Below are 26,605 nucleotides of genomic sequence, written 5' to 3' on the forward strand. Positions count from 1 at the left end.
CCCTTCCCCACACCCGCCACCCCATCAATCCCACCATCAATACAGCCCCCGGCAGCCAGACCCAGTAGAGCTCGGAGAGGATCACCGCTTCACCCCGAGCGGTGAGATAAGCCTCCAGCTTGAAGGGGGCAACCCGGATCACCTGCCAGGGGGCGAAGAAGCGCTCGTCACGCCACGGCCAGAGCCAGCCAACCCCCTTGCCGCCGGTGGTGAGGGAATCGAGCAGGCTGTGGGAAAGCAGAGAGAGCAGCAGAAACGACCAGACGATGGCGGCGCTGGCCCGAAATTGGCGGTGAAACAGCATGGCCAGAGTGGGCAGGACAAAGGCAAACAGCAATGAGTGAGTAAAGCTGCGGTGGCCAAAGACATGGCCGTAGGCGACCCCCAGTTTGAAGGCGAGCACATCGGCATCGGGCAGCATGGCGATGGCGACCCCAGCCAGCAGCAGGCGCGGCGGGATAATCCGGCTGCCAAGCCCGAGACCAAGGCAGAGGGGTACGGCAGCGTGGGTGACGATGGTGGGCATAGAGTGAAGCTCCAACTGAAAACGTGAGCCTACCCTACCCCCGCTCGGTGAAGTGAAGGTGAAGTGCCCCCTCTTATGTTGCTGTATTCCCCCTCGAATCCTTATCCATCAGCCATAAGAGGCGTCACTCAGAAAGTGATGAAAACGGCTGTTACACGAGCCCCCTAAGCCGGAGCCGAGCTTCTGTCGTTTGTCCCTTCTGTATTGGCTCGTTCGTTGTGTGTCGAACGCAGGCCCAATCAGCGTTGGTGCGTTAACTTGAAATGTTCATTTAACTGCAGCTGACATGCAGAACGTGATCGTGATAAGTAGTCTCTTCGGTTCATATCACAGGGATAGTGGCAGCGATGAATGTATCAAAAAGCCTCGTGCGGATTGCGAGCGTTATCAGCCTTTGGTTAATGACAGGATGCATGGCTGAGGCCGCCTCTGCACAGCCGAAACAAGAGCCGTACGCGCTGATCTATAACGGGCCGGTATCTGATGGGGATAGCACCAAGGCGATTGCGGATGTGGTCAAGCAGGTGGGGTTGCCAGTCAGGTATCTCTCCAATATCGGGGAGCTGCCTGCAGAGCTCGATCATGCCAGGGTGTTTATCGTTGGCGGTACTGAGGACGATGTTGAGCCGCTGCTCAACGCCTTCACTGCGGACGCTCGTTCGGCATTAAAAACCTATTTGCAGAACGGCGGCCGCTACCTCGGGATCTGTGGGGGGGCATTTGTGGCATCCACCGGCTGGTCTGAAGAAGCGGGGTTTGTGCCGGCGCTGGGCCTTGTCCCTGCCACATCCGATGATTATGACGGCGACTTTAGCGCCAGGATCTTCCCGATCAGCTGGCTTGGTGAAGAGCGCCAGATGTATTACCAGGCCGGCCCGCAATTTACGCCGGTGCCAAGCCCCGAGCAGGTCAAGGTTATCGCCCATTTTCAAAACCATCAGATTGCCGCGCTGATCAGCTCATACGGCAAAGGCAAGGTGGCCGTTTCCGGGCCACATCCTGAAGCCCCTGAATCGTGGAAAGAGAATGCGGTGGACGGCGACAAGATGGAGTCCAATATTCATTTAGCAGTTGGATTCGTCAACGAGTTGCTCTCCGAAGAGCCCGTCACCCATTCGAAGTAGTCGCATCCCTACGCCCCTGGATTTGGCCCCATAGCCCGGCCCGGAAGTCAGGCCATCCAATCGGCAGCAATCCATAAAAAAACCACCGACCTGCAAAAGGTCGGTGGTTTTTTATCGGTGGTAGATAACGGGTAGCCGATACGAAACGTGCGCTACCTCAACTTTCGCCCGGGAGCGAGCACTACTCTTCCTGCTCCTCCGGTTGTCTCTCCTCACCCCGTATCTGTAGCAGCTCCTCGACCCTGGCTTGCCACTTGTCGTGGGCCTGTTTGCGCTCCTGCTGCATAAATGCTTCTCGCATGGTGTCGATTTTCTGGTCAAGTGTTTCCATCAGAGTGTCTCCTTGTGTGACCGCGTAAAGACTGGCTGACGGCGCGTTGGCCAACCTGCTCCCCTAATCTGACACCGCTAATGCCGTTACTGCCCAATCAAATTTTCGATTGGAAGTGCCGAAACCAATCTAAAAATTCTTTTTTGTGTTTATTCCACCACGCCAGCGCAAGGGGAAACAGGCCGCTCAGAGCGGGATAATCCGGCACACGGCCAACAGGTTGTTGAGTGCAGTCGCCCCGATTGTCAGGGGAATGGGACGCCGTTGCCCCATCCGTCCAGTCGGGGTACCGGCAGATTTACGGGGTGTTGCTGTGCCCATGATCACACAGTCACAACTCTCGCCCTCCTCTCACCGCGCCCCCGCTTTTTATCATCTAGAGTTAGCGGGCAGTCGAAAAGCTGCTGATTTATATACATTCGCCGCCAAGAGGGATCTTTTTTCATGACCGAGCATATCGATCTGCTACCTATCAACACGGATGATGAGCAGGACGCAGGCAACCGTTACCTCTACTACACCGAAGGGGATCTGGCCCGCATTCTCGCCAATCTGGAACAGCTGCGCCACTCGGTGTTTCCGGCCGCCATCGGAGAGAGTGAAACGGGCGCCGCCGTGCCCCACAACTTTCCGTCCGTCTGTCTGGTGGGGCTGGGACGCTGCGGCTCCAACATCGCCCAGGATGTGGCCTCGCTGGTTTACAACGCCCGCAGCTTTTACATGAACGAGTTCAACAGCGAGGAGCAGCGCAAGCGGGAGAAGGAGTTTGGCCCCTTGAGCTGGATCCGCCGCAACCTGCGACTGCCCAGCAATGGCGCCCGCCCTGTCTTTCTGATCGAACCCATGGTGATGCTGGGGGACCTGGACAAGGACATAGATGGCCGCATCCGCCACTCCAATCGCAGCGGCGAAGGTGGATCCTTGCGCGACTACGCCAAGATGCGGGTGATGGACTTGTCGGAGATCCACGCGGGGGGCGCGGGGAACGCCCCCATCCTGGGTCAGTATCTGGCCAAGATCATTCTCAACAAGAGCCCCCACTACTTCGCCAACTCCGAGTGGCAGGCGATACATACCTATCTGGTGGACTCCTGCGGCATCAAGGCCAACCAGTCACGCCTCTATTTCTATATCTTCAGTGCCGGGGGCGGCACCGGCTCCGGCATGGCCTCCGAATTCGGGCTGGCCCAGCAGTACTCCTACATGAGCAAGACCTTCTCGCCCCCGTCAGAAGAGGAGGAGCACCTCTCCCTCGGGGAACACTTCATGTTCGATCCCATCTTCACCAGCGGCATCTGCATACTGCCCAATATCTGTGATCGGGGCATCGAGATTTCAGAAGCGCTGCACATCAATGCCGGGCGCCTGCTGTGCAAGTACCTGGCCGAGGAGTGGGACTTCTCCTATCACTTCGACAACGAACAGGCGTGCGACGCCAGCATGCTCAAGCGGATCAGGCCCTGGAATGCCATGATGCTGATCTCCAACGACATCATGCGCTACGCCGAAGAGAGCGACGATGGCGAGATCCAGCACGTTGACGTCAACACCATGGAGAAGTACGCCAACCAGTACATCTCCCAGCAGATCTTCAACATTCTCACCGCCCAGGCCGTCACCACCGACTACGACGAGAACTACTTTCGCCGGGCGGGCATCGACATCAGCGAGACCATTCGCCTCGATGCCAACGACCTCTTCATGAGTCTGGCGGGACCGGTGGCGGTGGCGTATGCCGAATCCATCTCGCCCCCCGGCGGCCTGTTTGACAAGGAGGACGGGCTCAATGTGGACGATCTCTTCACCCGTTCCATCGAGCTGCCCCACTTCAACAAGATGACCCAGGCCATCGAGGGGATCAGTCTGCTGCCCATCGAGGCGGGCAATTATCGGGAGTATCTGGACGACTATGTGAAAAGCGGCCATGACCCGGCCCACCTCAACGAGCTGCACTTCTTCAAGAACTGCTCCTCTGTGGTGTCGATCATCTCCCTGCCCAAGGAGTACAAGCTCTCCTATATGGATCTCAACCGGCTCAAGTCTCATCTCAACGGGCTCTTCCCCAATACCACCCTCAAGCGCTATGCGCTGGTCATCGGGGCGTCGGCCAACATCTCCCTCACCACCCTGATCGTCAAGAGCCCCTGCCTGAGCGATGACTTCCTGACCCTGATCGTGGCCTTTATCAAGCGCTGCTTTGCCAAGGATCACTATCGCTTCGATGAGCATCTGGACAAAGCGGTGATCGAGATGATCTGCAATGAGGAGTGGAACGATGCGCTGCTCGACAGCATGCTCAACGAGTTCGAGAACCCGGCCAAGATCCTCGATACCAACTGGTACGCCATCAAGCCCATGTATGAGAAGAAATATCGGGAGCTTATCCGCGAGAAAGAGAAGTTCGTCTCCATCAACGATATTCGCCTCAGCCGTGAATCGGTGAAAAAGGCGCTGCTCTATCTGCGGGAGATCTATCGCCACCGGGTCAGCAAGACCCGTATCCTCTCCCTCAACCCACGGCTGGGGGAAGCGAACGCTCGCTAGCACCCTGGCCATAAAGCAAAGCGCCCGCCCCAGATGGGGCGGGCGCTTTTTTACTGGCGCAGCCTGGCTTTATCTCATCAGAGCGAGACAAAGATCCCGGCCAGGGTGGCGCTCATCAGGTTGGCCAGGGTCGCCGCCAACACAGCCTTGAAGCCCATATTGGCAACATCGTGACGGCGCTCCGGCGCCATGGTGCCGATAGAACCCAGCTGCACCGCAATGGAGCCCAGATTGGCGAAACCGCACAGCGCGAAGGTGATGATGATCTGGGTGTGGGCGCTCAGATCCGCTTTGATATTGGCAAAGTCCAGATAGGCGACAAACTCGTTCATGATCACCTTCTGACCGATCAGGGAGCCTGCCGCCATCATCTCGCTGGCGGGCACGCCAATCAGCCAGGCCACCGGAGCAAACAGATAGCCCAGCAGCTGCTGCAAGGAGAGATCGGCCCAGCCGAACCACTCACCGACGCTGGTGAGACCGGCGTTGATCATGGTGATGACGCTGACAAAGGCGAGCAGGATAGTACCGATGGCTACGGCGATCTTCATGCCGCCCATGGCGCCGCCCGCCAGCGCGTCGATGGCGTTGCTGTAGTCGCTCTTGTCGAGGGTGATCTCGGTCTGATCGCTCACCTGCTGCTGCTCCGGCACCAGCAGTTTGGCCATCAGCAGGCCACCCGGCGCCGCCATAAAGGAGGCGGCAATCAGGTATTTCAGATCCACCCCCAGACCGGCGTAACCGCCCAGCACCGAGCCCGCCACCGAGGCCATGCCGCAGGTCATCACCGCAAAGAGTTCGGAGCGGGTCATACCGGCGAGGAAGGGACGAATAAGCAGCGGCGACTCCCCTTGCGACAGGAAGATATTGCCGGTGGCCACCAGTGACTCGGCGCGGCTGGTGCCGAGCAGGCGGTGCACGGCGCCGCCCAGTACCCGGATCACCCACTGCATGATGCCGAAGTGGTAGAGCACGGCGATCAGCGCGCTGATAAAGATCACCAGCGGCAGCACCCGCACGGCGAAGATAAATCCGTTGCTGGCCAGATCGCCAAACACGAAACGGATGCCGCTGTCGGCAAAGCCGAGCAGGGCGGAGACGCCATTGCTCATGGCACCGAGCATGATTTGTCCGGGGGGGAAATAGAGCACCAGCGCAGCAAAACCGGTTTGCAGGGCGAGCGCACCCAGCACGGTTCGCCAGCGGATGGCTCGGCGGTTTTCACTGGCCAGCCAGGCGATAAACATCAGGGCCAGCATACCGACCAGACTCAATAACAGTGTCATCTTGCACCTATGAAGAGAGGAGTTTCATATGGCAAGTCTGCAGACAGGCGTCGCGGGCGATCCGGCGGGAGAGGTGCCGACCCACGCGACACGCAGACCACAAACCTACAGGTTAGTGGCGGGTCCCATCCTGGGGTCATTCACGTTCCGGGTGACAGCATGTATCGGGTGACGCCAGCGCCGTCGCAGGGGGAGATGCGGCCGGGTGGCAGGTCGGGCGGCGATGGTACAGTGATCATCGTCACAGAAAAAGCGGTAAAACGATTGGCCGGAGTAACTTTTTCAACTTGTTCACACAACGAAACAGGGCCAGCGTGAAGCTGGCCCTGTTTCAATCCGTACTTGAGCGTTCAGACGATTACTTGAGGCGCTTGCCGCTCGCATCCACCACCTGCTCGCCATCTTCCTTGGCGAAGGCCCCTTTTTGCTGATCGGGCAGAATATCGAGCACCACTTCCGACGGACGGCACAGCTTGGTGCCAAGCGGCGTGACGACGATGGGCCGGTTGATGAGGATGGGGTGAGCCAGCATGGCATCGATCAGTTCATCATCGCTGAAACGATCTTCCGCCAGCCCGAGCGCCTCGTAAGGCGGCACGTTCTTGCGCAACAGATCACGCACCGGCATGTCCATGGCGGCGATCAGCGCCACCAGCTGGTCGCGGGAGGGGGGCGTCTGTAGATAGTGGATGACAGTAGGTTCCACGCCGCTGTTGCGGATCAGCTCCAGGGTGTTGCGGGAGGTACCACATTCCGGGTTGTGATAGATGGTGATTGCACTCATTTGCGTGTCTCTCATTAATCAAGTGAATAGAAAATAGATAGCATCAGTTAGCGGCCGTCTGTTAACGGCCACCAGTCAACGGTCATCTGTTAACGGTTTAGTCCCGCTTCGTACCAGGGTTTGCTGGCGTTAACCACCCGCACCACTAGCAGCATGACCGGCACCTCGATCAGCACCCCGACCACGGTGGCGAGCGCCGCGCCGGAGTGAAAGCCGAACAGGCTGATGGCGGCAGCTACCGCCAGTTCAAAGAAGTTGGAGGCACCGATCAGGGCGGAAGGACAGGCGACCGAGTGCTTCTCCCCCACCTTGCGGTTGAGCCAGTAAGCCAGCCCGGAGTTGAACAGCACCTGGATCAGGATCGGCACCGCCAACAGGGCGATAACCAGCGGCTGCTCAATGATGGCGTTGCCCTGAAAGGCAAACAGCAGCACCAGAGTGAGCAGCAGGGCCGCCACCGACCAGGGCTGGATGCGGGTCATGACGCCGTCAAAATGGGCCTCTCCCTTTTTCAGCAAAGCCTTGCGCAGCAGCTGGGCGATGATGACTGGGATGACGATATAGAGCACCACAGAGGTGAGCAGGGTATCCCACGGCACTATGATGCTGGAGACCCCGAGCAGCAGAGCCACCAGCGGCGCGAAGGCAAACACCATGATGAGGTCGTTCACCGCCACCTGCGACAGGGTGAAGTAGGGATCGCCGTTGGTGAGGCGACTCCAGACAAACACCATGGCGGTGCAGGGGGCCGCCGCCAGCAGGATCAGCCCCGCGACATAACTGTCGAGTTGATCCGCCGGCAGCCAGTCGGCAAACAGCACGCGGATAAAGAGCCAGCCGAGGAAGGCCATGGAGAAGGGCTTGACCAGCCAGTTGATAAAGAGGGTGACCCCAATACCCTTCATTTGGCCCTTCACCTGATGCAGGGCGCCAAAGTCGATCTTGAGCAGCATGGGGATGATCATCACCCAGATCAGCAGCCCCACCGGCAGGTTGACCTTGGCCACCTCCATGGCACCGATCGCTTTGAAGAGATCCGGCAAACCCTGCCCAAGCCCAATCCCCACCAGAATGCAGAGGGCGACCCAAGCGGTCAGATAACGTTCAAAAAAGCCGATGGCAGGCACGGCCTTGGCATCACATGTTGCAGACATCACAGCTCCCGATGCGGCGCAATTTCGCATCTTCTATTGGTTCAAAACACGGGTTTATAACAAGTAACGGCATATTCAAGCCGCCCCGGCAGCAGGCCGGGGCGGCGACTCAATGGTGCTGGCAGAGACGGCGCAGGGCATCGGGCCCCACCGGCTCCTCGGCGAGCAGCGGCACCACGGCGTAGCGGCTGGCGTGTTGCTGCTCGACTGCCTCGACATAGGGCTGCTGGCGTTCAGCCCGCAGTTGCAGCAGCGGCGAGCTGACCGCGGCTTGCTGCAAGCTGTGGTTGATGAGCCAGCCCCAAGGCTCGATGCCAGCCCGGCGTAGATCGGATTGCAGATTGGCCGCCTCCTGTACCGGCGTCGGCTCGGGCAGCGTCACAATCAGTACCTTGGTCTGTTTGGGGTCCTGCAACTGCATCATGGGGGTGGTGAAGTGCATCCCCTTGTTTCCCATCTGACGAGCGATCTCCCTGTGGTAGGCGCCGGTAGCGTCGAGCAGCAGCAGGGTGTGGCCGGTAGGGGCGGTATCCATCACCACAAAGCGCTTGCCCGCTTCGCGAATGATGCGCGAGAAGGCCTGGAACACGGCGATCTCCTCGGTACAGGGAGAGCGCAAGTCCTCCTCCAGCAGTGCCCGCCCCTGCTCGTCCAGGGCCGCCCCCTTGGTGGCCAGCACCTGAGCGCGGTAACGCTCGGTCTCGGCGTGGGGGTCGATGCGGCTCACCTCAAGATGGGGCAGACTAGCTGCCAGCGTCTCGCTCAGGTGCGCGGCGGGATCCGAGGTGGTGAGGTGCACCGCCAAGCCGCGGCTAGCCAGCTCCACCGCAACGGCGGCCGCCAGCGTGGTTTTGCCCACCCCGCCCTTGCCCATCAGCATGATAAGGCCGTGACCGTCGGCGGCCAGCTCGTCCACCAGCGAACTCAACTCGGGCTGGGCTGGCTGATGGGCTGACGTTGCCAGTGGTGCCTGCTCACCAGCATCCTGTGGTTGCAGCAGTTGGCGCAGGCTCTCGACCCCCACCAGATTGGTAGCCAGCAGCGGAATATGATCCTGCGCCAGCCCCTTGATCCCTTGCGGCATCTGGGCGAGAGCCTGTTGCTCGCGCTGCCAGAGCGCCATTGCCAGCGGATCTCCGGCAATGGCGCCTTCGGGGAAGAGGCCATTGATCACCAGTTGCTGATTCAACAAACCGATGGCGGCCAGCTCCTCGTGGGTGCGAACCACTTCCCGCAGGGTGGAGTGCTGGGCGCGTGCCACCAAAACCAAGCGGGTGCGAGCGGCATCAGCCAGCGCGGCGACCGCCTCTGCATACTGGCTGCGCTGCTTCTCCAGCCCCGCCAGCGGGCCAAGGCAGGAGGCATCCCCCTTGCCCTGCTCCAGAAATTCGCTCCAGGCGCCCGGCAGTTGCAGCAGCCGGATGGTGTGGCCAGTTGGGGCCGTATCAAAGACGATGTGGTCATACTCGGCCAGCAGCGTTTGGTCGGTCAGCAACGCGGTGAATTCGTCAAAGGCGGCGATCTCGGTGGTGCAGGCGCCGGAGAGCTGCTCCTCGATGCTGCGCACCACGCTCTCGGGCAACTTGCCGCGTACCGGCCCGACAATCCGCTCCCGATAGGCTTTGGCCGCCGCGGGGGGATCTATCTCCAGCGCCGACAAACCGGGCACCGTGGCGATGGTGGTGACCCGATTGCCGATCTCGGTGGCAAACACCTGCCCCACGTTGGAGGCAGGGTCGGTGCTCACCAGCAGTACGCGCTTGCCAATATCACAGAGAGCCACCGCACTGGCGCAGGCCAGCGAAGTCTTGCCCACCCCGCCCTTGCCGGTGAAGAAGAGAAACGGCGGTGGATTGGTCAGAAAATGATACATAGCCTCTCCCGAATGGTGCGTCACGGCTCAGCAGCAACCGCTGCCGGAGCAGCAGCCGCCCTTGACGATCCCCTTGATGGTCGCTTGAGGCGCAGGCAACCCGGCATAACGAGCCAGCTCGCTACGGCTCGGATAACGGCCAGTCAACACCACCTGCCCCTCCACCAGCACCAGTGGCAACCCCTCCTCCCCGGCGTGGGTCAGAAAAGCGCTGACGGCAGGTGTCTCGGCAAACTGCATCGGCTGCTGGGCCAGATTGAAACGCTCGATGGCCACCCCCTGCTCCTTGGCCCAGGCAAGGTCGGCTGCGAAGGTGACCAGTGCCTGATCAACCTCGGTACCGCAGACACCGCTGGAGCAGCAGAGGGCGGGATCAAAAATCTGAATGGAGGACATGGCATTACTCCTTGTTGCAGCAGGGCTGCGCAGGCAGAACATGGGGGGAGCAGGCTGACTCGGCACGCATCACGCCGCACGCCTCGGGATGACCGGCGCAGCACTCCTCGGTGAGGTAGGCGATCACATCCAGCATCAGGGGAATATTGGCGCGGTAGCGTAGAAAGCGCCCCTCCTGCTCCACCGACAGCAGACCGGTATTGAGCATCGCCTTGAGGTGAAACGAGAGGGTATTGGGGGCAATATCGAGCTCGCTGGCCAGTTCACCGGCGACCCGCCCCTCCAGCCCGGCCTTCACCAGCAGCCGCCATACATCGAGCCGGATGCCGGATGCCAGCGATTCAAAGACCTTGGTGGCCATCTCTTTGTTCATCTTCACTCCCCTTGGTGCGACCTTTCATTTCAACTATACAAGAATTATCGAAATGATCAAGATACGTACCGAAGCGAAGATACGAGGTTCTGGCATCAAAGCGGGCAGACTGGAGAATCGACGAGTGAACAACAATCGCGGATGACCACACAGGGTTCATCGCAGATAAACAGACGCCCTCCAGAAGGAGGGCGTGTATCAGACAGTCAGAGCTGTCGGGGCAATCAGACGAACGCGTGCCTTATTTGGCAGCTGGCACAGCGTTGAAGGTGAGCAGGGCCGCCTTGTTGGCATCGCTCAGAGTCAGCTGGTTGCCGTTGATGGAGTAGGTTGCCACCTTCTCCAGCTTTTGCAGGAACTCGGTCTCTTTGTTCATGGCGTCGCCGATGCACATCATGCGAGTGGAGCCCATGGCGCCCAGCGTCAAGACACCGTCACCCTGTTTGGTGATACCGCCAAAATAGCGGTTGCAGCCGCCCTTGCCCGCCACCTTGCCGTCGACCACTTGCAGGGTGAAGGTATCGCCGGTGGCGCCTTGCAGCTGCCAGCTGGATGCTTGCAGTTGAGCCATGCTGGAACCTGTTGCCATAGCGCAGCCTCCCAGTGCCAGCGCGGCCAGCAGAGTCAGTTTCTTGTTCATGGATTCACCTCTTAATGATTAGAGCCATCAATACGGCAGCCTGTTTATCATGGCTGACGCCCATGCCAAAGGATTTTATTGTGATCTCCCTTCACTTTACTACCAGCTGGCATGTGCCATGCTTAGGCTCAGTTCCGGACCCAGGGAGGGGAAACGAATGGTCAAATCACTCATCATCACACTGCTTGCAACCTGCGCCAGCATGGCCGTACAGGCCGCCGACTGGGCAGTGGTTCAGCCGCAATCCAACCCGTCTCTCTATGTCAAAAGTTACTCGGGTGTGCTGCTCAATGGCCATAGCCATCACAGCGACAGTTTTGATCTCTGGCTGGTCAATAGCGGTTATCAATATCCGGTGGTGGATGATGTGACCCTCTTTATGGAAGCGGGCCCGGCGGTGGCGGATCAGAATCGCACATCCGGTTTCAATATGAGTTCGGGGATACGCTACCAACTCTCTCCGGCATTCAATATCGGCAGCCAGATCAAGCATCTTGATCTCAACAAGGCCAGCACCCTGCTGGAGCTCAACTCCAGCCTGCTGCTGACCCCCAGACTCTCCCTCACCGCCAACTACGGCGTCAGCGCCATAACTGCCGATCAGGCGCTGAGCCTGGGGGTCGGTTTCAACTTCTGAATCAGATCAGCGGCGTGGCACTCACCACCACGCCGTTGCGATCCGCATAGACATAATCCCCTTCGTGGATGGTCACCCCGGCAAAGCTGACCACGGCCCCCAGCTCACCCAATCCCCGTTTCTCGGTCTTGACCGGACAGGCCGCCAGCGCCTTGACCCCGAGCGCCAGTGTCGCCAGGGTGCCCACATCCCGCGCCGCGCCGTGGATCAGGATCCCCTCCCACCCCTGCTCCACCGCCTTGACCGCCAGCTGATCGCCAAGCAGCGCACGGCGCAGCGAGCCGCCGCCGTCGATCACCATCACCTTGCCGTGACCGGGGCGGGTCACCAGATCCCGCACCAGACTGTTGTCTTCATAACAGGAGAGCGTTACGGCGCGACCATAGAAGATGGCCTTGCCGCCAAAATCCTGAAACACCGGGTCGGCCACTTGCAGCAAGTCGCCATGTTGATCGCAGAGGTCGGGCAGGAGATCCAGCATGATTTGATTCCTTTCAGATACATGAAGGTGTTCATTCTTTCATCAGGCAAGGTTTCTGGCAATCCAGAAGGATTCAATATTGCCCAGATAAACTGCTGATTTATCCGTCAATACTGGTGTCAACCAGAGCTGGCCATCCTCCACCCAGTAGAGAGCATTCTGGCCAAAACGCGCTGCCAGCTGACGGGCTTGTGGCAGGGATAGCGCCACCGCCAGCGATGACTCCTGCCAGCGTTCGTCCGGGTCAGATCCCCAAAACGGCCCCGCCACTGACACCTGCAAATCCACGGTCAGATGGCGCCACATCGCCCGTTCCCGCCGCATATTGCGTCGTTCTGTGACCCACTGGCTGGCCGGATTCCAGGCTGTGATGATGGCAAAGGCAGACCAATCTGGTGGCTCAAATGGCGCGATAAAGCAGATTTTCTTGTAGTTTTCCCACAAATTCATGTCAATCACATGTTACATTCCATTACATTTTGTAGGGGCGAAAACCCGGTTCAGGCCAAGTATGATGCTGCTGTACCAGGGTTTGACCTATATCAAATCAGAGTTAAAAAGTTGCTATCTGACGGCAAAGAGTGTTGTTATGCTCCTGTTAACTGATAAAATGCGGCCACTTTCGTAATGGACGACCTTTCCAGGCTCTGCTCGACCAGACTTGTCGGGAACCTATAAGTGGCACAGGGATACTTGCCGGTACTGATGCCTAATTCGCGATATTCCGACCTGACTCTCATACCCAGGATGACGTAATAAATTTTCAGGATCAGTCAGGAAATCGGTTTGAAACGCCAAAGAGTGTTAAATTTAAGATAATTAACTGATAAGAATCTGGGAATACTCATGCAAACACCACACATTCTGATCGTCGAAGACGAGCTGGTCACACGCAATACCCTGAAAAGCATTTTTGAAGCCGAAGGCTACATCGTGCTCGAAGCCAACAACGGCGACGAGATGCACCAGGCCCTCACTTCCCACACCATCAATCTGGTGATCATGGACATCAACCTGCCGGGCAAGAACGGCCTGCTGCTGGCCCGTGAGCTGCGTGAGAACGACAACATCGCCCTGATGTTCCTGACCGGTCGTGACAACGAAGTGGACAAGATCCTGGGTCTGGAGATCGGCGCCGATGATTACATCACCAAGCCGTTCAACCCGCGCGAGCTGACTATCCGTGCCCGCAACCTGCTGAGCCGCACCATGAACGTGGCTGCCGGTGGCGAAGAGAAGAAGCTGGTTGAGCGCTACCTCTTCAACGGCTGGGCGCTGGATATCAACAGCCGCGCACTGGTCAGCCCGACTGGCGACATGTTCAAGCTGCCGCGCTCCGAGTTCCGCGCCATGCTGCACTTCTGCGAAAACCCGGGCCAGATCCAGACCCGTGCCGAGCTGCTGAAGAAGATGACCGGCCGTGAGCTCAAGCCGCATGACCGTACCGTCGATGTGACCATCCGTCGCATTCGCAAGCACTTCGAAAGCGTCAACGATACTCCGGAGATCATCGCCACCATCCACGGCGAAGGCTACCGTTTCTGTGGTGAGCTGGAGCAGGAATAAGCTCCCGCTACGCTGTTGATCTGAAAAGGCGCCTCGGGCGCCTTTTCTGTCTCTGCGGTTTGCCTTAAAGCTGAGAAACGGTAAGCGTGACGTCGAACGGCGCACAAGATAGATGAAAAACAAAAAGCCCACTCGCAGGAGTGGGCTTTTCGCTTTGAAGCTGGAGCGGGCAGCGGGAATCGAACCCGCATCATCAGCTTGGAAGGCTGAGGTAATAGCCATTATACGATGCCCGCCTGGCATCTGAAATTTGGAGCGGGTGATGGGAATCGAACCCACGTATGCAGCTTGGGAAGCTACCGTTCTACCATTGAACTACACCCGCGTCAGGGCTCCTACTATATGCATTTTGCCGCCGAGCGCAATGGCGCCTTTGCCACTTTTTTCAATAAATCAATCTGTTCGGACAAGGATTGAACAGACGGTTGCTTTTTCAATCAAACATTTTCAACACAGATAATTTACAAGGTTGCCAAGGCCAAACGGCAAGGATAGTCTTGCGCCACTCGACGCGAGGATGGTGGTAATGGATAAAAAAACGCAAAAACGTCTCTATGGCTGGTTGCGCAAGCAATCGAGTCACGGTCGCCGCTGGATCACGATATCCATCGTTTTTGGCCTTGGCCAGGGCATTCTGATGGTGGCGCAAGCCTGGCTGCTGGCGACCCTGTTGCACGGCTTTATCATCGAAGGCTCAACGCCTGAGCAATCCATCACACTCTTTATTACCCTGCTGCTGGTGACGCTTGGCAAGGCCGCTCTGGCCTATGGCCGCGAAGTGGCCAGCTTCAAGGCAGGCAGTGCAGTACGCCAGACCATCCGCCAGCTGGTGCTCACTCGCTTGAGCCGTCTCGGCCCTGCTTATATCCAGCGCCGTCCGGCCGGTAGCTGGGCCAGCCTGCTGCTGGAACAGATTGAAAATATGCAGGATTTCTTCTCCCGCTATCTGCCGCAGATGGCCATCGCCGTCTTTATTCCGGTGGTCATTCTGGTGGCCGTGTTCCCGGTCAACTGGGCTGCGGGCCTTATCCTGCTGGGCACGGCGCCCCTCATCCCCATCTTTATGATCTTGGTCGGTGTGGGCGCCGCCGATGCCAACCGCCGCAATTTTCAGGCGCTGGCCCGTCTCTCCGGCCACTTCCTCGATCGGCTGAAAGGGCTGCGCACGCTGCAACTCTTTATGCGTACCCAGGCAGAAGGTGACGCTATTCGCGACGCCTCGGAAGATTTTCGCGAGCGCACCATGGAAGTGCTGCGCTTGGCGTTTTTGAGCACCGCCGTGCTGGAGTTCTTCGCCGCCATCTCGGTAGCGCTGGTTGCCGTCTACTTCGGCTTCTCTTATATCGACCATCTGAACTTTGGTAGCTATGGGGTCAAGGTCACCCTCTTTACCGGCCTGTTCGTGCTGTTTCTCGCCCCCGAGTTCTACGCCCCGCTGCGGGAACTGGGTGCCCACTACCACGCCAAAGCGCAGGCTATCGGCGCTGCCGAGCAGCTGCTTGAATTCCTCGAAGCCGAGGTGAGCGAACCGGCCGCAGGCACGGCGCCCTTCCATGCCGACAGCCCGGTCAAGGTAGAAGCCAAAGGGCTTGAAGTGCTGAGCGCCGAAGGCAAGGTGCTGGTCGGCCCCATCGACTTCACTTTGGAAGCCGGTTCGCGCACCGCCCTCATCGGCGTCAGCGGCGCAGGCAAAAGCTCGCTGGTCAACGCCCTGCTCGGCTTTGCCCCCTATCGTGGCGAGCTCAAGGTCAACGGACAGGAGCTTGCCACCCTCGACATGAGCCAGTGGCGCCTGCAACTGGGCTGGCTCTCGCAAAACCCGCAGCTGTTCCACGCCTCCTTGCGCGATAACCTGCTGCTGGCCAAGCCAACGGCCAGCGATGCCGAGCTGGAAGATGCCCTGAAACGGGCGCAGGCGTGGGAATTTGCCATGGAGAAGGGGCTCGACTATCCGGTCGGCGATCAGGCAGGCGGCCTCTCGGTTGGTCAGGCCCAACGCCTTGCCCTGGCGCGAACCCTGCTCAAATCAACCCAGCTGATGGTGCTCGATGAGCCGACCGCCAGTCTGGATCGCCACTCCGAGCGCGCCATCATGACCACCCTCGAGCAGGCGATGGCTGGCCAGACCCTGCTGATGATCACCCACCGCCTCGACCAGCTTACCAAGATGGACAAGATAATGGTGCTGGCCCACGGCCAGCTGGTGGAGCAAGGCAGCTTCCAACAATTGAGTCAGGCGGATGGGCCTTTTGCCCGCCTGCTCTCCCAACGTTCCGGAGGTTCTCTCGATGAGTGATCTGTTGCCGTTTCTGCGCCTCTATCGCCAACACTGGCTCAGCCTCACCATTGGTTTGCTGCTGGCACTGGTGACCCTGGCCGCCGGCATGGGGCTGCTCTCCCTCTCCGGCTGGTTCCTCTCCGCCGCCGCCGTGGCGGGGATGACAGTTGCGACGACCCATGCCTTTAACTACATGACCCCTGCAGGCGGGGTGCGCTTCTTCTCCATCGTCCGTACCGCCGGTCGCTGGGGTGAGCGGGTCGTAAGCCACGACGCCACCTTCCGGGTATTGACCCGACTGCGGGTCTGGTTCTGGCAGAAACTCTCGCCGCTCTCCACCGGTACCCTGGCCGGTTTCCGTCAGGCGGATCTGCTCAACCGGCTGGTGGCCGACATCGATGCGATGGATCACGTCTATCTGCGGCTGATCACCCCCATAGGCGCGGCTCTGCTCAGCACCGCCGGACTGGTCTTCTTCCTGTCGTTTTTCGACAGTCGCCTCGCCCTCACCCTGGGGGCCATTCTGCTGTTTGGCATGATTGCCCTGCCGCTGGTGTTCTACTTCCTCGGCCGTCGCCCCGGTCAGGCGCTGATTGCCGAAAAATCGACCCTGCGTACCCGGATGGTGGACTATCTGGATGGTCAGGCCGAGCTGCAGATGTTTGCCGCCGCCCCCAAGGCGCTGGTTGAGCTGCAACAAGCCGAACAGGCGCTGCTTGCCGCGCAGGCCCGGATGGCCAAGGTGAGCGGGCTGGCCAACTTCTCGGTGCAACTGCTGAGCGGCTGGACCCTGACCCTGATGCTCTGGCTGGCCGGTCATGGGGTGGCGGGCGCTGCGCCCGACCCCATAACCGCGTTGATGGTCTTTGCCACCTTGGCAAGCTTCGAGGCACTGATGCCGCTGGCGGGTGCTTTCCAGCACCTCTCCACCAGCCTTACCTCGGCACGCCGCCTGAACGAGATCCTGCAAGAGGCCAAAGCCCCCGTGTGGGGCGACGAGCAGACCCACGCCACCGCTGGCGCGCTGCAGATCAATGACCTCTATTTTGGCTACCCCGGCAACCCCCAACCGGTGCTGCGTGGCTGCACCCTGCAACTGCACGCCGGTGAGAAGCTGGCCCTGCTGGGCCAGACCGGCTGCGGCAAATCGACCCTGATGGGGCTGCTTACCCGGGAGTGGAGCCCGCAGGCTGGCAAGATCCTGCTGGGTGGCAAGCCGCTCACCGACTACAGCGAAGGTGCGCTGCGCGCCTCCATCTCGGTGGTGAGCCAGCGGGTACATCTGTTTGCCGATACCTTGCGGGGCAACCTCAAACTGGCCGCCCCGACCGCCACTGACGAGCAGCTGATTGCGGTGCTGACCCAGGTCGGGCTGGCCAATCTGCTGGAAGATAAGGCGGGCCTCGACGCCTGGCTCGGTGACGGCGGCCGCCCCCTCTCCGGTGGCGAGCGTCGCCGTATCGGCATTGCCCGCGCTCTGCTGCACGATGCGCCGCTCTGGCTACTCGATGAGCCGACCGAAGGGCTCGACAGCCAGACCGAGCGGGAGATCATGGATCTGCTGTTCCGGCTCGGGGCTGATCGCACCTTGCTGCTCATCTCCCACCGCCTGCTGGGGATGGAGCAGATGGACCGGATTGCCCTGATGGAAGAGGGACAGATCCGCCTGTGCGCCCCTCACAACGAGCTGCTGGGGGATGATTACTACCGCAGCCTCTATCAGCGACTGGCTCCTGTTTGATATCAGGCTGATATCAGGCTGATGGGGTCACACCCCGACAACCGGGCGTAAAACGGGGCTGGTCGCCGCAGGCGGCTGGCCCCTATAATGTCCCCCTCATTATTCAACAAGATGCCGACATGGAGCGCCTGCGCATTTCTACTGTCCTCATCACCGACACAAGATACGAGACGATGAAACGCCTGATCCTGATGATGCCCCTGATTGCCTCCGGCTGTGCCAACTACGCCTTCAACAGCAATCTGGATAAAGAGAACTTCGACGAATACTTCAAACCCGGTAGCGTGCGCATCTATGAACAGGATGAGCTGGCTGACCTCAACTACCTCTACCTCGGCACCATCGAGGGTGAATCCTGCCAGGCCGATGCCAACCAGCCGGTGCCCAACGCCGGTGAAGCGCGCACCCTGGCCCGCCGCCGCGCAGCCGACATGGGTGGCAACGGCGTCACCATCGACAAATGCGCCGAGTTCAGCGACACCCCGGGCTGCCTGAAACAGGTGATCTGCTACGGGCAGGCGCTGAAAGTGGCCGAAGAGAAGTAACCCGCTGTCATGGCCCTCGCTATCGTTCGCCTTGGCAGCCCGCGCCTGCCCGATGAGGGGCTGCGGATCGGCACGGTGCGCCGCCCACCCCGCGGCGTACCCAAGAGCGAATTTGCCAGCCAGCATTGGTACGATGTCTGGTTCCCCAATCTGGCCCCCAGCAGCGAGACCATGAAGCTGGGGCAGGCAGCCGAGACACCCGCCCAATGGGCGGCGTTTGGCAAACAGTACAAGGCCGAGATGGCGCAACCTGCCGCCAGGCATGATCTGGTGCTGCTGGCCGCCCTCTCCCACACCACCAATCTGTCGGTGGGTTGCTACTGCGAGCAGGAGTCCCGCTGCCATCGCACCATTTTGAAAGAGCTGCTGGTAGCCGCGGGGGCCGCCATCCGCTAACTCGGTGAGCGACAGCGATGGGATGGGATGGGATGGGATGGGGAATCGCGTCAGCCTTTATTCGGCAACCATCAGACATTGGATAGACAGAGAGGGCATCCCGCGGGATGCCCTCTCTCGTTGTATTCACACCTGCCGCGCCACGCTCGGCAGCAGCGGCTCGATGCCCCCTCTCCTATTGCAGACTGGGCTCCAGCAACTGCTGCCGTAGCGAAGTCTCCTCGGCCTGAGTCATGGCATTCGCCGCCACCCCGGCGGCAGGCTCGATGGCCAGCCAGTGGGCAAGGTCGGCGGCGGTCTCCTCCAGCGGCCGAAAGTTCAATCCCTTAACGATGGCCGCCTCGGCGCTTATAGAGCCGTAACCGGCAAATTCCGCCTGCGCGCAGGGCAAGAGGATGGGATAGCTCTGCCAGGGCTCGATACCGGCCGCCATCAGGGTGGGCCAGGGCAGCCACTCGGGCTGGATGGGGCGAGTGGGCTGCAACCGGGCGCTCAGCCGCTCCAGCCAGTCACTCAAGGTAATACCGGGTTTGAGCAGGTTGAATGTGCCCCCCAACTGCTGCTCGGCCGCGCGCAACACAAACTCGGCGCAGTCGCGCACATCGAGATACTGCAAGCGATCCTCGCCACTGCCCGGCAGCAACCAGGGCCCGCCCTGCTGTACCCGCTTAATCCACCAGGCCATGCGACCGGTGGGATCATGGGGGCCGCACAGCACGCCCGGGCGCAGGATGCAAAGCCGCTCGCCCCAGCGAGCACGATACTCCTGCTCGCACAACACCTTGAGGGGACCATAGTCAGTGGGCATTTCCCCTTCGGGGATAGGGTGCAACGGCGCAGACTCATCCATCCCGGGCAGTGAGAAATCGCGATAGACGCTGATGGTGGAGATAAAGATGAGCCGCGCGCAGCACCCTAGCAAGGCCGCCGAGAGGCTCGCCGCCTGCTCGGGGCGATAGCAGCAGGTATCGATGACGAGATCCCACTGCAACCCGGCCCCTTGCAGGGCGCTCAGGCTCTTGTCCCTGTCGCCGGTGAGCTGCACCAGATCGCGCCAGTCCGGATGCTGGTGCAGACCGCGGTTGAACAGCGTCACTTCATGGCCCCAATCCAGCGCCAGCGCGGTGAGGTGGCGCCCCAAAAAGCCGGTGCCACCGATAATCAGCAGTTTCATCCCTCTCCCTCCCCCTTCGGCGCGAGTGCGCACATTTCATCCTGACACACCAGTTGCCTCCACCCTACGCAACTTGACGGTATGGCACAGCCCCCGACTGGCCTGGATGGGACAGGGATCACGGCAGCGCCGCAAAAAAGGGCGTAGTGAGGCCAAGCCTGCGTTTTGGGGCCGCCTGTGCTAAATTGCCGGGGTTTTCAGTCAGGATCCGCCATGAAGTTCGAAATTGACACCCTCGGGATCATCCGCTCTCCCTACAAGGAGAAGTTCGCCATCCCCCGCCAGCCCGGACTGGTCAAATCGGCCCGTGCCCGCCTCGAGCTGCTCCCCCCTTACGATCAGCCGGATGTGCTGCGCGGCATCGAGCAGTTCTCCCATCTGTGGCTCAGCTTCGTCTTTCACCAGACCATGGCGCAGGGCTGGCACCCGACGGTGCGCCCGCCGCGCCTTGGCGGCAACGAGCGGGTCGGCGTCTTTGCCACTCGCTCCACCTTCCGCCCCAATCCGCTAGGGCTCTCGGTGGTCGAGCTGCACGGGATCGGCCGTGAGCGGGGCAAGCTGTGGCTAGAGCTGGGGGCGGTGGATCTGCTCGATGGCACCCCCATCGTCGATATCAAGCCTTATATTCCCTATGCCGACAGCCTGCCGGATGCCCGTGGTGGTTTTGCCCCCGACGCGCCCACCCCGCCGCTAGCGGTGAGCTTCAGTGTCGAGGCCGAGCAGCAGTTGCAACCCTGGCTCAAGGCCCATCCCGAGCTGCGCCAGCTGGTGAGTGAAGTGCTGGCGCAAGATCCGCGCCCCGCCTACAAGAAGGGCAAGCCCGATGAGAAGGAGTACGGGGTGCGGCTGTTTGACTGCAACGTCCGTTTTCGCATCAACGAACCCGCGTGTCTGGTAGTGGCCATCGAGCCCGCTTGAACCTGGGCGGGCCGACATCACGGATGCTATTTCACGCCTTCTTCACGTCACAAGGGGCTTAATGAGCCTGTAAATTGTGTGGCATTGATCAGACTATCCACCCGGTTGCCAGTGATACCATGCAGACAACAGAGGGCATCTCCTCTCTGACTGAGGCCAACGACAGGCTATCGATGTATGGCAAACATGGTAGTCCGGCTGTTGCCGTCAAAGGATCTGGCCTCGCCCCGACACGTTTGAGTGCGGGGATGCCACACGGATGTGACAGCACTTCGAAGGAACAAACCTATGCTGATGAACAGTGAACAACGTTATGGCACCCTGAATATCGGGCTGCACTGGCTGACCCTGTGGGCCATGGTCGCCGTCTACGCCCTGATCGAATTTCGCGATATATTCCCCAAAGGGGACCCTGGCAGGGACCTGATGAAAGAGTGGCACTTTATGCTGGGGCTGCTCATCTTCGCCCTGGTCTTTGTCAGACTGGCCCTGCGCTGGATGAGCCCGACACCGCGTATCGTGCCCGAGCTCTCCCCGATCATGCACAAGCTGGCAAAACTGGCCCACCTCGCCCTCTACGGTTTTCTTATTCTGACCCCGCTGTTTGGCTGGCTGCTGCTCAGCGCCGCAGGCAAGCCCGTCCCCTTCTTCGGGCTTGAGCTGCCTGCTCTGCTCTCCCCCAGTCCGGATCTCAAGGGACTGATCAAGGAGGTGCACGAGACGCTGGGCAATATCGGTTACGCCCTGATCGGCCTGCACACGGTGGCGGCCCTCTATCACCACCATATTCTCAAAGACAACACCCTCACCAATATGCTGCCGCCGCGCCGCAGCTAACGGGTGACAGATAAACGCAGAGGGGGCCGTTATGGCCCCCTCTCTGTTTTCCTGAACAACCGTCATCTGCACCGCTGGCAAATGGCATCACGCCTGCTTGGCCAGCTCCTCGGTCACCTTGCCTTTCGGCTCGTGCGGCAGCTTCTTCACATTGTTCTTGTTCTCTGGCTGCTTACTCCCGGACGAACTGTTTTCAGACAAGGCTTGCAACACAGGATCGGCCTTGCCGGCCACGGTGGGCTGGGACTGACCAACAAAGTTGCCGCCCTTGCAGATGGAGAGGCTGCCACCCTTGAAGATCCCCTGCATCTTGCCGCTCTCCAGGATCTCCACCTCGGCAGAGGTACAGGTGCCTTCCAGCAGACCATTGATGATCACGTGGGGCGCACTCACCTCTCCCTCAACGCTACCGCCCTGCATGATGCGCAGCACACCACCGATGAGCTGGATGGTGCCATTGATCTGACCGCGCACCTCCAGATCCCCCTCCACCTGCAACTCGCCCTTGAAGCGGGCACCGGCTGCAATCACGGTGGCCCCGGCCGACCCAGTAGCCGCACCACCTTTGTTTCTTCCAAACATCCGTACTCTCTCCACCAACCACACAAGCAGAACCAACGGCATCGGCGCCACTGGCCACAGAAAACAGGGCGACCCCAGCACGTAGAGCAGCAAGGCTGCCCCCCAGCAGAGCCAGACAATATAGAGGAGGTCGCTGCGCTCACGCTGTTGCAGTCGCGCCAGCAGCCTCCCGGCCATCTCTCTCATCACACCAAACCTTTCGCAACATGGCTGCCGACCAGCAGGCCATCGACAACCCGGACCATGGTTAAACGACCAGTTGGCGCGAACTCTGAAGTCCCGCTGATTCAGTCCCGATACAGCCGGGATGCATTAGGATTCGAATTGACTCGAAGCGACATACACTTTCTAATTGACAGCCTGGATCCCTATGACCGCTCACATCATGAAAATTCTGTTGGTCGAAGACGACAAGCTGCTCAATCACCACCTCTCCTCTCTGCTGACCGAAGCCGACAATCAGGTCTACAGCACCGACCAGGCCGGGATTGCACTGCACTACGCCGCCGACTATCCCATTGATGTGGCCATCATCGACCTCGGTCTGCCCGATATGGACGGCCTGCAACTGATCCGGCAACTGCGTGAACGGCAGATCCCTTTCCCCATCATTGTGCTGACCGCCCGTGGCAACTGGCAGGACAAGGTCGAAGGACTGGAAGCGGGTGCTGATGACTATCTGGTCAAACCGTTCCAGAAAGATGAGCTGCTGGCCCGACTCAATGCGCTGGTGCGCCGCAGCGCCGGCTTTATCTCGCCCAGGGTGAAAGCCGGTGATTACGAGCTGGATCTCTCCCGCAAGGAGCTGACTATCGCCGGAGAAGTGGCGGTGCTCACCAGCTTTGAATACCTCATTCTGGAGTACCTGATGCGCAACGCCCGTCAGGTGGTCTCCAAGCAGCAACTGCTCGACCAGCTCTACGGTGACGGCGAGGGGGACCCCAACACCATCGAGGTGATGGTGAGCCGCCTGCGCAAGAAGCTGGATCCGGAGGGGACGATTCAACCCATCTCCACCATCCGGCGTCAGGGTTATATCTTCAACCTCTCCTGTAACTGATGCAGTTTCATCTGCCGCGCCCCATCAAGATGATCCGCAGCTCACTGCACATCAAACTGCTGCTCAGCTCGCTGCTGGTCATCGCGCTGATCATGGGGTTTGCCGTCTACGCCCTCTATCTTGGTCACGTCGAGGAGCAGACCCAGAAGGCCAGCGCCCGGATGCAGGAGAACCTGGCCAAGCTGTTTTCCTCCACCGAGCCGGATGACAAGGGGTCAAACGTCGAGCTGGGGCGGATATCCCGTGGTGCGGGGGATCGCAACCTCGATACCCTGATCTGCCGCGCCGATGGCGATCTGGTCTGGTCAAGCCTCCATATGCCGGAGGTGATCAAGGCCAAACAGACCATCTGCGGCGATCTGATGAAGTATCTGGGGGGGATGGATCTCGACTACTTCTTCAAGAAGCACACCATCAAGAACGGCGAGAGCTACTTCGTCTACAGCCTGCGGTTTATCCGCAATCCCGGCAGCGGCACCACCGCCTACTACGTGGTGATGATCGACTCGGCCAAACGCTACCACGAAGAGTCCCGCACCTACCTCTACCAGACCGCCAAACAGGCACTGCTCGCCTATATGCTGCTGGCCGGGCTGCTGCTGCTCACCACCTTCTGGAGCCTCAGCTCCCTGCGCACCATCGCCCGTCAGATCGACGATATTCGGGCCGGCAAGCGCGATGACCTCTCGAGCGATTTTGAGCGGGAGCTGGCCCCGCTGACCGACTCCATCAACCAGTTGCTGGAGAACGAACGCCAGCAGACCCAGCGCTACCAGCACGCCCTCAACGATCTCGCCCACAGCCTGAAAACCCGGCTGGCGCTGATCCAGATCACCACCCGCGAAGTGAAGCTGGGGCGGGAGATCCACGACAACATCAATGAGCAGATCCTCACCATGGATCAGATGATCCAGTATCAGCTCAGACGGGCCGTGACCGGCCGCCAGCGCCTTGCCAGCAAGGGCACCGAGCCGGTGCCGCTGATTGAAAAACTGCTGGCCAGCCTGACCAAGGTCTATCGCCACAAGAAGCTGCAAACCCACTTCAAGTTCGATGATGACGCCCTCTTCCACGGCGAACAGGGCGACCTGATGGAGCTGATGGGTAACCTGCTCGACAATGCCTGCAAGTTTGCCATCAGCGAAGTGAAGGTGACGGTGCGTCGCCATCTCGAGCGGCTGCGTATCGAAGTGGAAGATGATGGCCCGGGTATTGACCCGGCCAAATCGGAGCAGATCTTCCAGCGCGGCGTGCGGGCAGACAGTTCACCCGGTCAGGGCATAGGTCTGGCAGTGGTGACCGAAATCGTCCACAGCTATGGCGGCCAGATCCGGGTCGATGAATCCCCCCTCGGCGGCGCCCGCTTTACCCTGGACTTGCCCTGATCGGCATTGCCCTGCTCAGCCTCGCCAGTGATGGCCCTACCACAAGGCCCCCAACCTAGGGGGCCTTGTGGTAGGGCAAACAAAAACACATTGCGGGCTCGCAAGAACAATCCCCCATCTATCATTCCAGCATGGGGAGTGTTGCGCCAACCCCGTCTAACCCCTATCATTGCGCGGATTTGTCAATTTTAGAACTGCTCCTCTTCACAAAGGTGCGGTTCATCTTTATCTGGCCAAGGTTAATCTCATGCTCAAATCCCCACTGTTGCCCCGTTTCGGGGATCTGGTCGTTGCCATTGTTGACGATGTGCTCGGTCAGGGTCTTACCCTCGACCGCGCTTATGCCCGTCACTTCTCCGGCATCGAACTCAAACCGCAAGAACAGGCAAGGATTGCCCTGGTCACCGGCGACCTGCTGCGCCGTCTCAGCCTCTATTGTTTCCTCACCGGTATTCAGGTGCGTCAGGCCGAAAAGAATGTCTGGCCGCTGCTGCACAGCTGGCATGCATTCCACAAAATTGCCCAGCCCAACCACCCGACCCTGGATCGCTTCAATGAAGAGGCATTCCGCCGCCGTCTGACCGAGGCGAAGAAGAACCCGGTATTGATGGATGGTTGCCCGAGCTGGCTGGAGAAACTGGGTAGCGAGCAGCTGGGTGAAGCCTGGCCTGCCGAGCGTGCAGCCCTGGCCTGGATGCCCAAGCGTTACCTGCGGGTCAACACCCTCAAGTGCACCCGTGATGAGCTGCAGGCCATACTGGCCAAAGAGCAGGTCACCACCATTCCGGTTGAAGGTGTGGAGACTGCCCTGCAGGTCACCTCCGACGCCGCCCTGTTCCGCACCAAAGCCTTTGCCGATGGTTGCTTCGAACAGCAGGACGCAGGCTCCCAGCTGGTTGCTGCCGCTTTGGAAGTTGCCCCAGGCATGCGCGTTATCGACGCCTGCGCCGGTGCCGGTGGCAAGACCCTGCATATCGCCGCCATGATGCAGGGCAAAGGACGTCTGCTGGCAATGGATGTGGAAGAGTGGAAGCTGGAGAACCTCAAGCAACGCGCTCGTCGCGCCGGTGCCCACAACGTGGAGACCCGGGTCATCACCAGCAGCAAGACCGTCAAGCGCCTCAAAGAGAGCGCCGACCGCGTACTGCTGGACGTGCCCTGCTCCGGTCTGGGCGTACTCAAGCGCAATCCGGATGCCAAGTGGCGTGATACCGCCGAGCGTCTGCCGGTGCTGGTCGCGCTGCAAGAAGAGATCCTGCAGCGTTACAGCCAGATGGTGAAAGTCGGCGGCCTGCTGGTCTATGCAACCTGCTCCATCCTGCCCGAGGAGAACCGCCAGCAGGTGGACAAGTTCCTCGCCGCCAACGAAAACTTCCGTCTGCGTGACGATCACACCGTGAGCCCGTCCGAGACCGGCTTCGACGGCTTCTACATGGCTCGTATCGAACGGATCGCCTGATCTGCCCGATGACCATATAGAAAAAAGCGGCTGCCATTGGCAGCCGCTCTGTTTTGGCTTGCTGACACACTCCCGATGGGGTTACAGCGCAGCAATCGCCTCTATCTCGATCTTCACATCCTTCGGTAACCGAGCCACTTCTACGCAGGAGCGAGCCGGATACATGGCATCGTGCTCGGTGAAGAAGTCGTTGTAGACCTGATTCACCGCAGCAAAGTCGTTCAGATCAGAGACAAACACCGTGGTCTTGAAGATGTTGCGCACCTCGCCGCCTGCCGCCTCGACAATCGCCTGTAGATTTTGCAGGGAGCGCAGGGTCTGCGCTTCGATCCCCTCCGCAACGTCGCCGCTCACCGGGTCCAGCGGGATCTGACCGGAGGTGTAGAGGATGTTGCCAATCCGGGTGGCCTGCACATAGGGGCCGATGGCGCTCGGCGCCGCCTTGGTAGTGATAACCTGTCGCATCTGTTACTTCCTCGTGCTGACAAACAAAAAGTAGGCCCGGAGCAAGCCTG

General features: G+C 60.0%; 27 protein-coding genes and 2 tRNA genes. 13 read left to right on the forward strand and 16 right to left on the reverse strand.

All coding sequences use genetic code 11. The features are described 5' to 3' along the window. The coding region (locus tag AB5Y86_RS12920; RefSeq protein WP_368193008.1) for a metal-dependent hydrolase at positions 1-526 on the reverse strand (526 nt) is incomplete at its 3' end. 347 nt (positions 527-873) lie between these two features. Between AB5Y86_RS12920 and AB5Y86_RS12925 the strand changes: the two genes are divergently transcribed. Next, positions 874-1,650: a BPL-N domain-containing protein gene (locus AB5Y86_RS12925; protein WP_368193009.1), complete on the forward strand. Its 777-nt coding sequence runs from the start codon at positions 874-876 to the stop codon at positions 1,648-1,650. A gap of 181 nt (positions 1,651-1,831) precedes the next feature. Here AB5Y86_RS12925 and AB5Y86_RS12930 read toward each other — a convergent pair whose 3' ends face one another. Continuing rightward, on the reverse strand, positions 1,832-1,981 hold the full coding sequence (locus AB5Y86_RS12930) for a hypothetical protein (protein ID WP_005338159.1): 150 nt from the start codon (positions 1,979-1,981) through the stop codon (positions 1,832-1,834). Positions 1,982-2,425: 444 nt separating this feature from the next. Between AB5Y86_RS12930 and AB5Y86_RS12935 the strand changes: the two genes are divergently transcribed. Then, entirely contained in the window at positions 2,426-4,525 is a 2,100-nt protein-coding gene (locus AB5Y86_RS12935; RefSeq protein ID WP_368193010.1) for a hypothetical protein, read from the forward strand. 77 nt (positions 4,526-4,602) lie between these two features. Here AB5Y86_RS12935 and AB5Y86_RS12940 read toward each other — a convergent pair whose 3' ends face one another. From AB5Y86_RS12940 to AB5Y86_RS12970, 7 genes are all read right to left on the reverse strand, one after another. Beyond that, a complete protein-coding gene (locus tag AB5Y86_RS12940) occupies positions 4,603-5,811 on the reverse strand; it encodes a NupC/NupG family nucleoside CNT transporter (RefSeq protein ID WP_362784281.1) in 1,209 nt (402 codons plus the stop codon). A 358-nt stretch (positions 5,812-6,169) separates the two neighbouring features. Beyond that, a complete protein-coding gene (gene arsC, locus AB5Y86_RS12945; protein WP_368193011.1) occupies positions 6,170-6,595 on the reverse strand; it encodes a glutaredoxin-dependent arsenate reductase in 426 nt (141 codons plus the stop codon). Positions 6,596-6,684: 89 nt separating this feature from the next. Beyond that, positions 6,685-7,749, reverse strand: a complete 1,065-nt coding sequence (gene arsB, locus AB5Y86_RS12950; protein WP_368193012.1) for an ACR3 family arsenite efflux transporter — start codon at positions 7,747-7,749, stop codon at positions 6,685-6,687. Positions 7,750-7,858: 109 nt separating this feature from the next. After that, positions 7,859-9,622 (reverse strand): arsenical pump-driving ATPase, encoded by a 1,764-nt coding sequence (gene arsA / locus AB5Y86_RS12955; protein WP_368193013.1) that lies wholly within the window; start codon positions 9,620-9,622, stop codon positions 7,859-7,861. Positions 9,623-9,649: 27 nt separating this feature from the next. Further along, positions 9,650-10,018 (reverse strand): arsenite efflux transporter metallochaperone ArsD, encoded by a 369-nt coding sequence (gene arsD, locus AB5Y86_RS12960; protein ID WP_201909432.1) that lies wholly within the window; start codon positions 10,016-10,018, stop codon positions 9,650-9,652. Between the two features lie 4 nt (positions 10,019-10,022). Next, positions 10,023-10,391, reverse strand: a complete 369-nt coding sequence (locus AB5Y86_RS12965) for a helix-turn-helix transcriptional regulator (protein ID WP_005338181.1) — start codon at positions 10,389-10,391, stop codon at positions 10,023-10,025. 241 nt (positions 10,392-10,632) lie between these two features. Next, positions 10,633-11,031, reverse strand: a complete 399-nt coding sequence (locus tag AB5Y86_RS12970) for an META domain-containing protein (RefSeq protein ID WP_005359119.1) — start codon at positions 11,029-11,031, stop codon at positions 10,633-10,635. 157 nt (positions 11,032-11,188) lie between these two features. On the opposite strand from AB5Y86_RS12970, the gene AB5Y86_RS12975 reads away from it, so the two are divergent. Further along, positions 11,189-11,668: a hypothetical protein gene (locus AB5Y86_RS12975; protein WP_005338186.1), complete on the forward strand. Its 480-nt coding sequence runs from the start codon at positions 11,189-11,191 to the stop codon at positions 11,666-11,668. A 1-nt stretch (position 11,669) separates the two neighbouring features. On the opposite strand, the gene AB5Y86_RS12980 is transcribed toward AB5Y86_RS12975, so the two are convergent. Both AB5Y86_RS12980 and AB5Y86_RS12985 read right to left on the reverse strand, forming a co-directional pair. Next, entirely contained in the window at positions 11,670-12,149 is a 480-nt protein-coding gene (locus tag AB5Y86_RS12980; RefSeq protein ID WP_043818759.1) for a putative 4-hydroxy-4-methyl-2-oxoglutarate aldolase, read from the reverse strand. Positions 12,150-12,191: 42 nt separating this feature from the next. Beyond that, on the reverse strand, positions 12,192-12,599 hold the full coding sequence (locus AB5Y86_RS12985; protein WP_368193014.1) for a DUF3293 domain-containing protein: 408 nt from the start codon (positions 12,597-12,599) through the stop codon (positions 12,192-12,194). Between the two features lie 396 nt (positions 12,600-12,995). On the opposite strand from AB5Y86_RS12985, the gene arcA reads away from it, so the two are divergent. Beyond that, the gene (arcA, locus tag AB5Y86_RS12990) at positions 12,996-13,715 is read left to right on the forward strand and encodes a two-component system response regulator ArcA (protein ID WP_005338193.1); all 720 of its coding nucleotides are present in this window, start codon (positions 12,996-12,998) and stop codon (positions 13,713-13,715) included. A gap of 161 nt (positions 13,716-13,876) precedes the next feature. On the opposite strand, the gene AB5Y86_RS12995 is transcribed toward arcA, so the two are convergent. Together AB5Y86_RS12995 and AB5Y86_RS13000 are read right to left on the reverse strand one after the other, a co-directional pair. After that, a tRNA-Gly gene (locus AB5Y86_RS12995) sits at positions 13,877-13,951 on the reverse strand. A 15-nt stretch (positions 13,952-13,966) separates the two neighbouring features. Continuing rightward, a tRNA-Gly gene (locus AB5Y86_RS13000) sits at positions 13,967-14,040 on the reverse strand. Positions 14,041-14,241: 201 nt separating this feature from the next. Here AB5Y86_RS13000 and cydD point away from each other — a divergent pair. The 4 genes from cydD (at position 14,242) to AB5Y86_RS13020 (ending at position 18,675) form a co-directional block, all read left to right on the forward strand. After that, positions 14,242-16,011 (forward strand): cysteine/glutathione ABC transporter permease/ATP-binding protein CydD, encoded by a 1,770-nt coding sequence (cydD, locus tag AB5Y86_RS13005; RefSeq protein WP_368193015.1) that lies wholly within the window; start codon positions 14,242-14,244, stop codon positions 16,009-16,011. Then, positions 16,004-17,734: a cysteine/glutathione ABC transporter ATP-binding protein/permease CydC gene (gene cydC, locus AB5Y86_RS13010; protein ID WP_368193016.1), complete on the forward strand. Its 1,731-nt coding sequence runs from the start codon at positions 16,004-16,006 to the stop codon at positions 17,732-17,734. Before cydD ends, cydC begins: the two co-directional genes overlap by 8 nt. Positions 17,735-17,907: 173 nt before the next feature. Further along, positions 17,908-18,279 (forward strand): Rcs stress response system protein RcsF, encoded by a 372-nt coding sequence (gene rcsF / locus AB5Y86_RS13015; RefSeq protein WP_013723982.1) that lies wholly within the window; start codon positions 17,908-17,910, stop codon positions 18,277-18,279. A gap of 9 nt (positions 18,280-18,288) precedes the next feature. Continuing rightward, positions 18,289-18,675 carry a DUF488 family protein gene (locus AB5Y86_RS13020; RefSeq protein ID WP_335818663.1) on the forward strand — a complete coding sequence of 129 codons (387 nt, stop codon included), beginning with the start codon at positions 18,289-18,291 and terminating at the stop codon, positions 18,673-18,675. A gap of 175 nt (positions 18,676-18,850) precedes the next feature. Here AB5Y86_RS13020 and AB5Y86_RS13025 read toward each other — a convergent pair whose 3' ends face one another. Continuing rightward, on the reverse strand, positions 18,851-19,849 hold the full coding sequence (locus tag AB5Y86_RS13025) for an NAD-dependent epimerase/dehydratase family protein (RefSeq protein ID WP_368193017.1): 999 nt from the start codon (positions 19,847-19,849) through the stop codon (positions 18,851-18,853). A 213-nt stretch (positions 19,850-20,062) separates the two neighbouring features. On the opposite strand from AB5Y86_RS13025, the gene tsaA reads away from it, so the two are divergent. Further along, positions 20,063-20,767, forward strand: a complete 705-nt coding sequence (gene tsaA / locus AB5Y86_RS13030; protein ID WP_368193018.1) for a tRNA (N6-threonylcarbamoyladenosine(37)-N6)-methyltransferase TrmO — start codon at positions 20,063-20,065, stop codon at positions 20,765-20,767. Positions 20,768-21,055: 288 nt separating this feature from the next. Further along, positions 21,056-21,604 carry a cytochrome b gene (locus AB5Y86_RS13035; protein WP_184232455.1) on the forward strand — a complete coding sequence of 183 codons (549 nt, stop codon included), beginning with the start codon at positions 21,056-21,058 and terminating at the stop codon, positions 21,602-21,604. 87 nt (positions 21,605-21,691) lie between these two features. On the opposite strand, the gene AB5Y86_RS13040 is transcribed toward AB5Y86_RS13035, so the two are convergent. Then, positions 21,692-22,372 (reverse strand): polymer-forming cytoskeletal protein, encoded by a 681-nt coding sequence (locus tag AB5Y86_RS13040; RefSeq protein WP_323874783.1) that lies wholly within the window; start codon positions 22,370-22,372, stop codon positions 21,692-21,694. A 199-nt stretch (positions 22,373-22,571) separates the two neighbouring features. Between AB5Y86_RS13040 and AB5Y86_RS13045 the strand changes: the two genes are divergently transcribed. The 3 genes from AB5Y86_RS13045 (at position 22,572) to AB5Y86_RS13055 (ending at position 26,090) form a co-directional block, all read left to right on the forward strand. Beyond that, complete coding sequence (locus AB5Y86_RS13045) at positions 22,572-23,246, forward strand: response regulator transcription factor (RefSeq protein ID WP_041201856.1); 675 nt, start codon at positions 22,572-22,574, stop codon at positions 23,244-23,246. Further along, complete coding sequence (locus AB5Y86_RS13050) at positions 23,246-24,631, forward strand: ATP-binding protein (protein WP_005338217.1); 1,386 nt, start codon at positions 23,246-23,248, stop codon at positions 24,629-24,631. The genes AB5Y86_RS13045 and AB5Y86_RS13050 overlap by 1 nt, the downstream gene beginning before the upstream one ends. Positions 24,632-24,878: 247 nt before the next feature. Continuing rightward, positions 24,879-26,090, forward strand: coding sequence for an RsmB/NOP family class I SAM-dependent RNA methyltransferase (locus AB5Y86_RS13055; RefSeq protein ID WP_042082464.1), 1,212 nt, complete (start codon positions 24,879-24,881; stop codon positions 26,088-26,090). A gap of 81 nt (positions 26,091-26,171) precedes the next feature. On the opposite strand, the gene AB5Y86_RS13060 is transcribed toward AB5Y86_RS13055, so the two are convergent. Then, positions 26,172-26,555, reverse strand: coding sequence for a RidA family protein (locus AB5Y86_RS13060; protein ID WP_368193019.1), 384 nt, complete (start codon positions 26,553-26,555; stop codon positions 26,172-26,174). Between the last annotated feature and the right edge of the window lie 50 nt (positions 26,556-26,605).

Origin of the sequence: Aeromonas sp. s8, assembly GCF_040907785.1 — a bacterium.
Taxonomy (GTDB): Bacteria; Pseudomonadota; Gammaproteobacteria; order Enterobacterales; family Aeromonadaceae; genus Aeromonas; species Aeromonas veronii.

Coding starts and splice junctions, on each gene's coding strand:
- AB5Y86_RS12985 (WP_368193014.1), bottom strand. CDS start 12,599: ATGAATTTGTGGGAAAACTACAAGAAAATCTGCTTTATCGCGCCATTT.
- tsaA (WP_368193018.1), top strand. CDS start 20,063: ATGAAGTTCGAAATTGACACCCTCGGGATCATCCGCTCTCCCTACAAG.
- AB5Y86_RS13055 (WP_042082464.1), top strand. CDS start 24,879: ATGCTCAAATCCCCACTGTTGCCCCGTTTCGGGGATCTGGTCGTTGCC.
- AB5Y86_RS13040 (WP_323874783.1), bottom strand. CDS start 22,372: ATGAGAGAGATGGCCGGGAGGCTGCTGGCGCGACTGCAACAGCGTGAG.
- rcsF (WP_013723982.1), top strand. CDS start 17,908: ATGAAACGCCTGATCCTGATGATGCCCCTGATTGCCTCCGGCTGTGCC.
- cydC (WP_368193016.1), top strand. CDS start 16,004: ATGAGTGATCTGTTGCCGTTTCTGCGCCTCTATCGCCAACACTGGCTC.
- arcA (WP_005338193.1), top strand. CDS start 12,996: ATGCAAACACCACACATTCTGATCGTCGAAGACGAGCTGGTCACACGC.
- AB5Y86_RS12970 (WP_005359119.1), bottom strand. CDS start 11,031: ATGAACAAGAAACTGACTCTGCTGGCCGCGCTGGCACTGGGAGGCTGC.
- arsB (WP_368193012.1), bottom strand. CDS start 7,749: ATGTCTGCAACATGTGATGCCAAGGCCGTGCCTGCCATCGGCTTTTTT.
- AB5Y86_RS13035 (WP_184232455.1), top strand. CDS start 21,056: ATGCTGATGAACAGTGAACAACGTTATGGCACCCTGAATATCGGGCTG.
- AB5Y86_RS12925 (WP_368193009.1), top strand. CDS start 874: ATGAATGTATCAAAAAGCCTCGTGCGGATTGCGAGCGTTATCAGCCTT.
- AB5Y86_RS12965 (WP_005338181.1), bottom strand. CDS start 10,391: ATGAACAAAGAGATGGCCACCAAGGTCTTTGAATCGCTGGCATCCGGC.
- AB5Y86_RS13060 (WP_368193019.1), bottom strand. CDS start 26,555: ATGCGACAGGTTATCACTACCAAGGCGGCGCCGAGCGCCATCGGCCCC.
- AB5Y86_RS13025 (WP_368193017.1), bottom strand. CDS start 19,849: ATGAAACTGCTGATTATCGGTGGCACCGGCTTTTTGGGGCGCCACCTC.
- arsC (WP_368193011.1), bottom strand. CDS start 6,595: ATGAGTGCAATCACCATCTATCACAACCCGGAATGTGGTACCTCCCGC.
- AB5Y86_RS12980 (WP_043818759.1), bottom strand. CDS start 12,149: ATGCTGGATCTCCTGCCCGACCTCTGCGATCAACATGGCGACTTGCTG.
- AB5Y86_RS13045 (WP_041201856.1), top strand. CDS start 22,572: ATGAAAATTCTGTTGGTCGAAGACGACAAGCTGCTCAATCACCACCTC.
- AB5Y86_RS12975 (WP_005338186.1), top strand. CDS start 11,189: ATGGTCAAATCACTCATCATCACACTGCTTGCAACCTGCGCCAGCATG.
- AB5Y86_RS12935 (WP_368193010.1), top strand. CDS start 2,426: ATGACCGAGCATATCGATCTGCTACCTATCAACACGGATGATGAGCAG.
- AB5Y86_RS13020 (WP_335818663.1), top strand. CDS start 18,289: ATGGCCCTCGCTATCGTTCGCCTTGGCAGCCCGCGCCTGCCCGATGAG.
- AB5Y86_RS12940 (WP_362784281.1), bottom strand. CDS start 5,811: ATGACACTGTTATTGAGTCTGGTCGGTATGCTGGCCCTGATGTTTATC.
- AB5Y86_RS13050 (WP_005338217.1), top strand. CDS start 23,246: ATGCAGTTTCATCTGCCGCGCCCCATCAAGATGATCCGCAGCTCACTG.
- arsA (WP_368193013.1), bottom strand. CDS start 9,622: ATGTATCATTTTCTGACCAATCCACCGCCGTTTCTCTTCTTCACCGGC.
- AB5Y86_RS12930 (WP_005338159.1), bottom strand. CDS start 1,981: ATGGAAACACTTGACCAGAAAATCGACACCATGCGAGAAGCATTTATG.
- cydD (WP_368193015.1), top strand. CDS start 14,242: ATGGATAAAAAAACGCAAAAACGTCTCTATGGCTGGTTGCGCAAGCAA.
- arsD (WP_201909432.1), bottom strand. CDS start 10,018: ATGTCCTCCATTCAGATTTTTGATCCCGCCCTCTGCTGCTCCAGCGGT.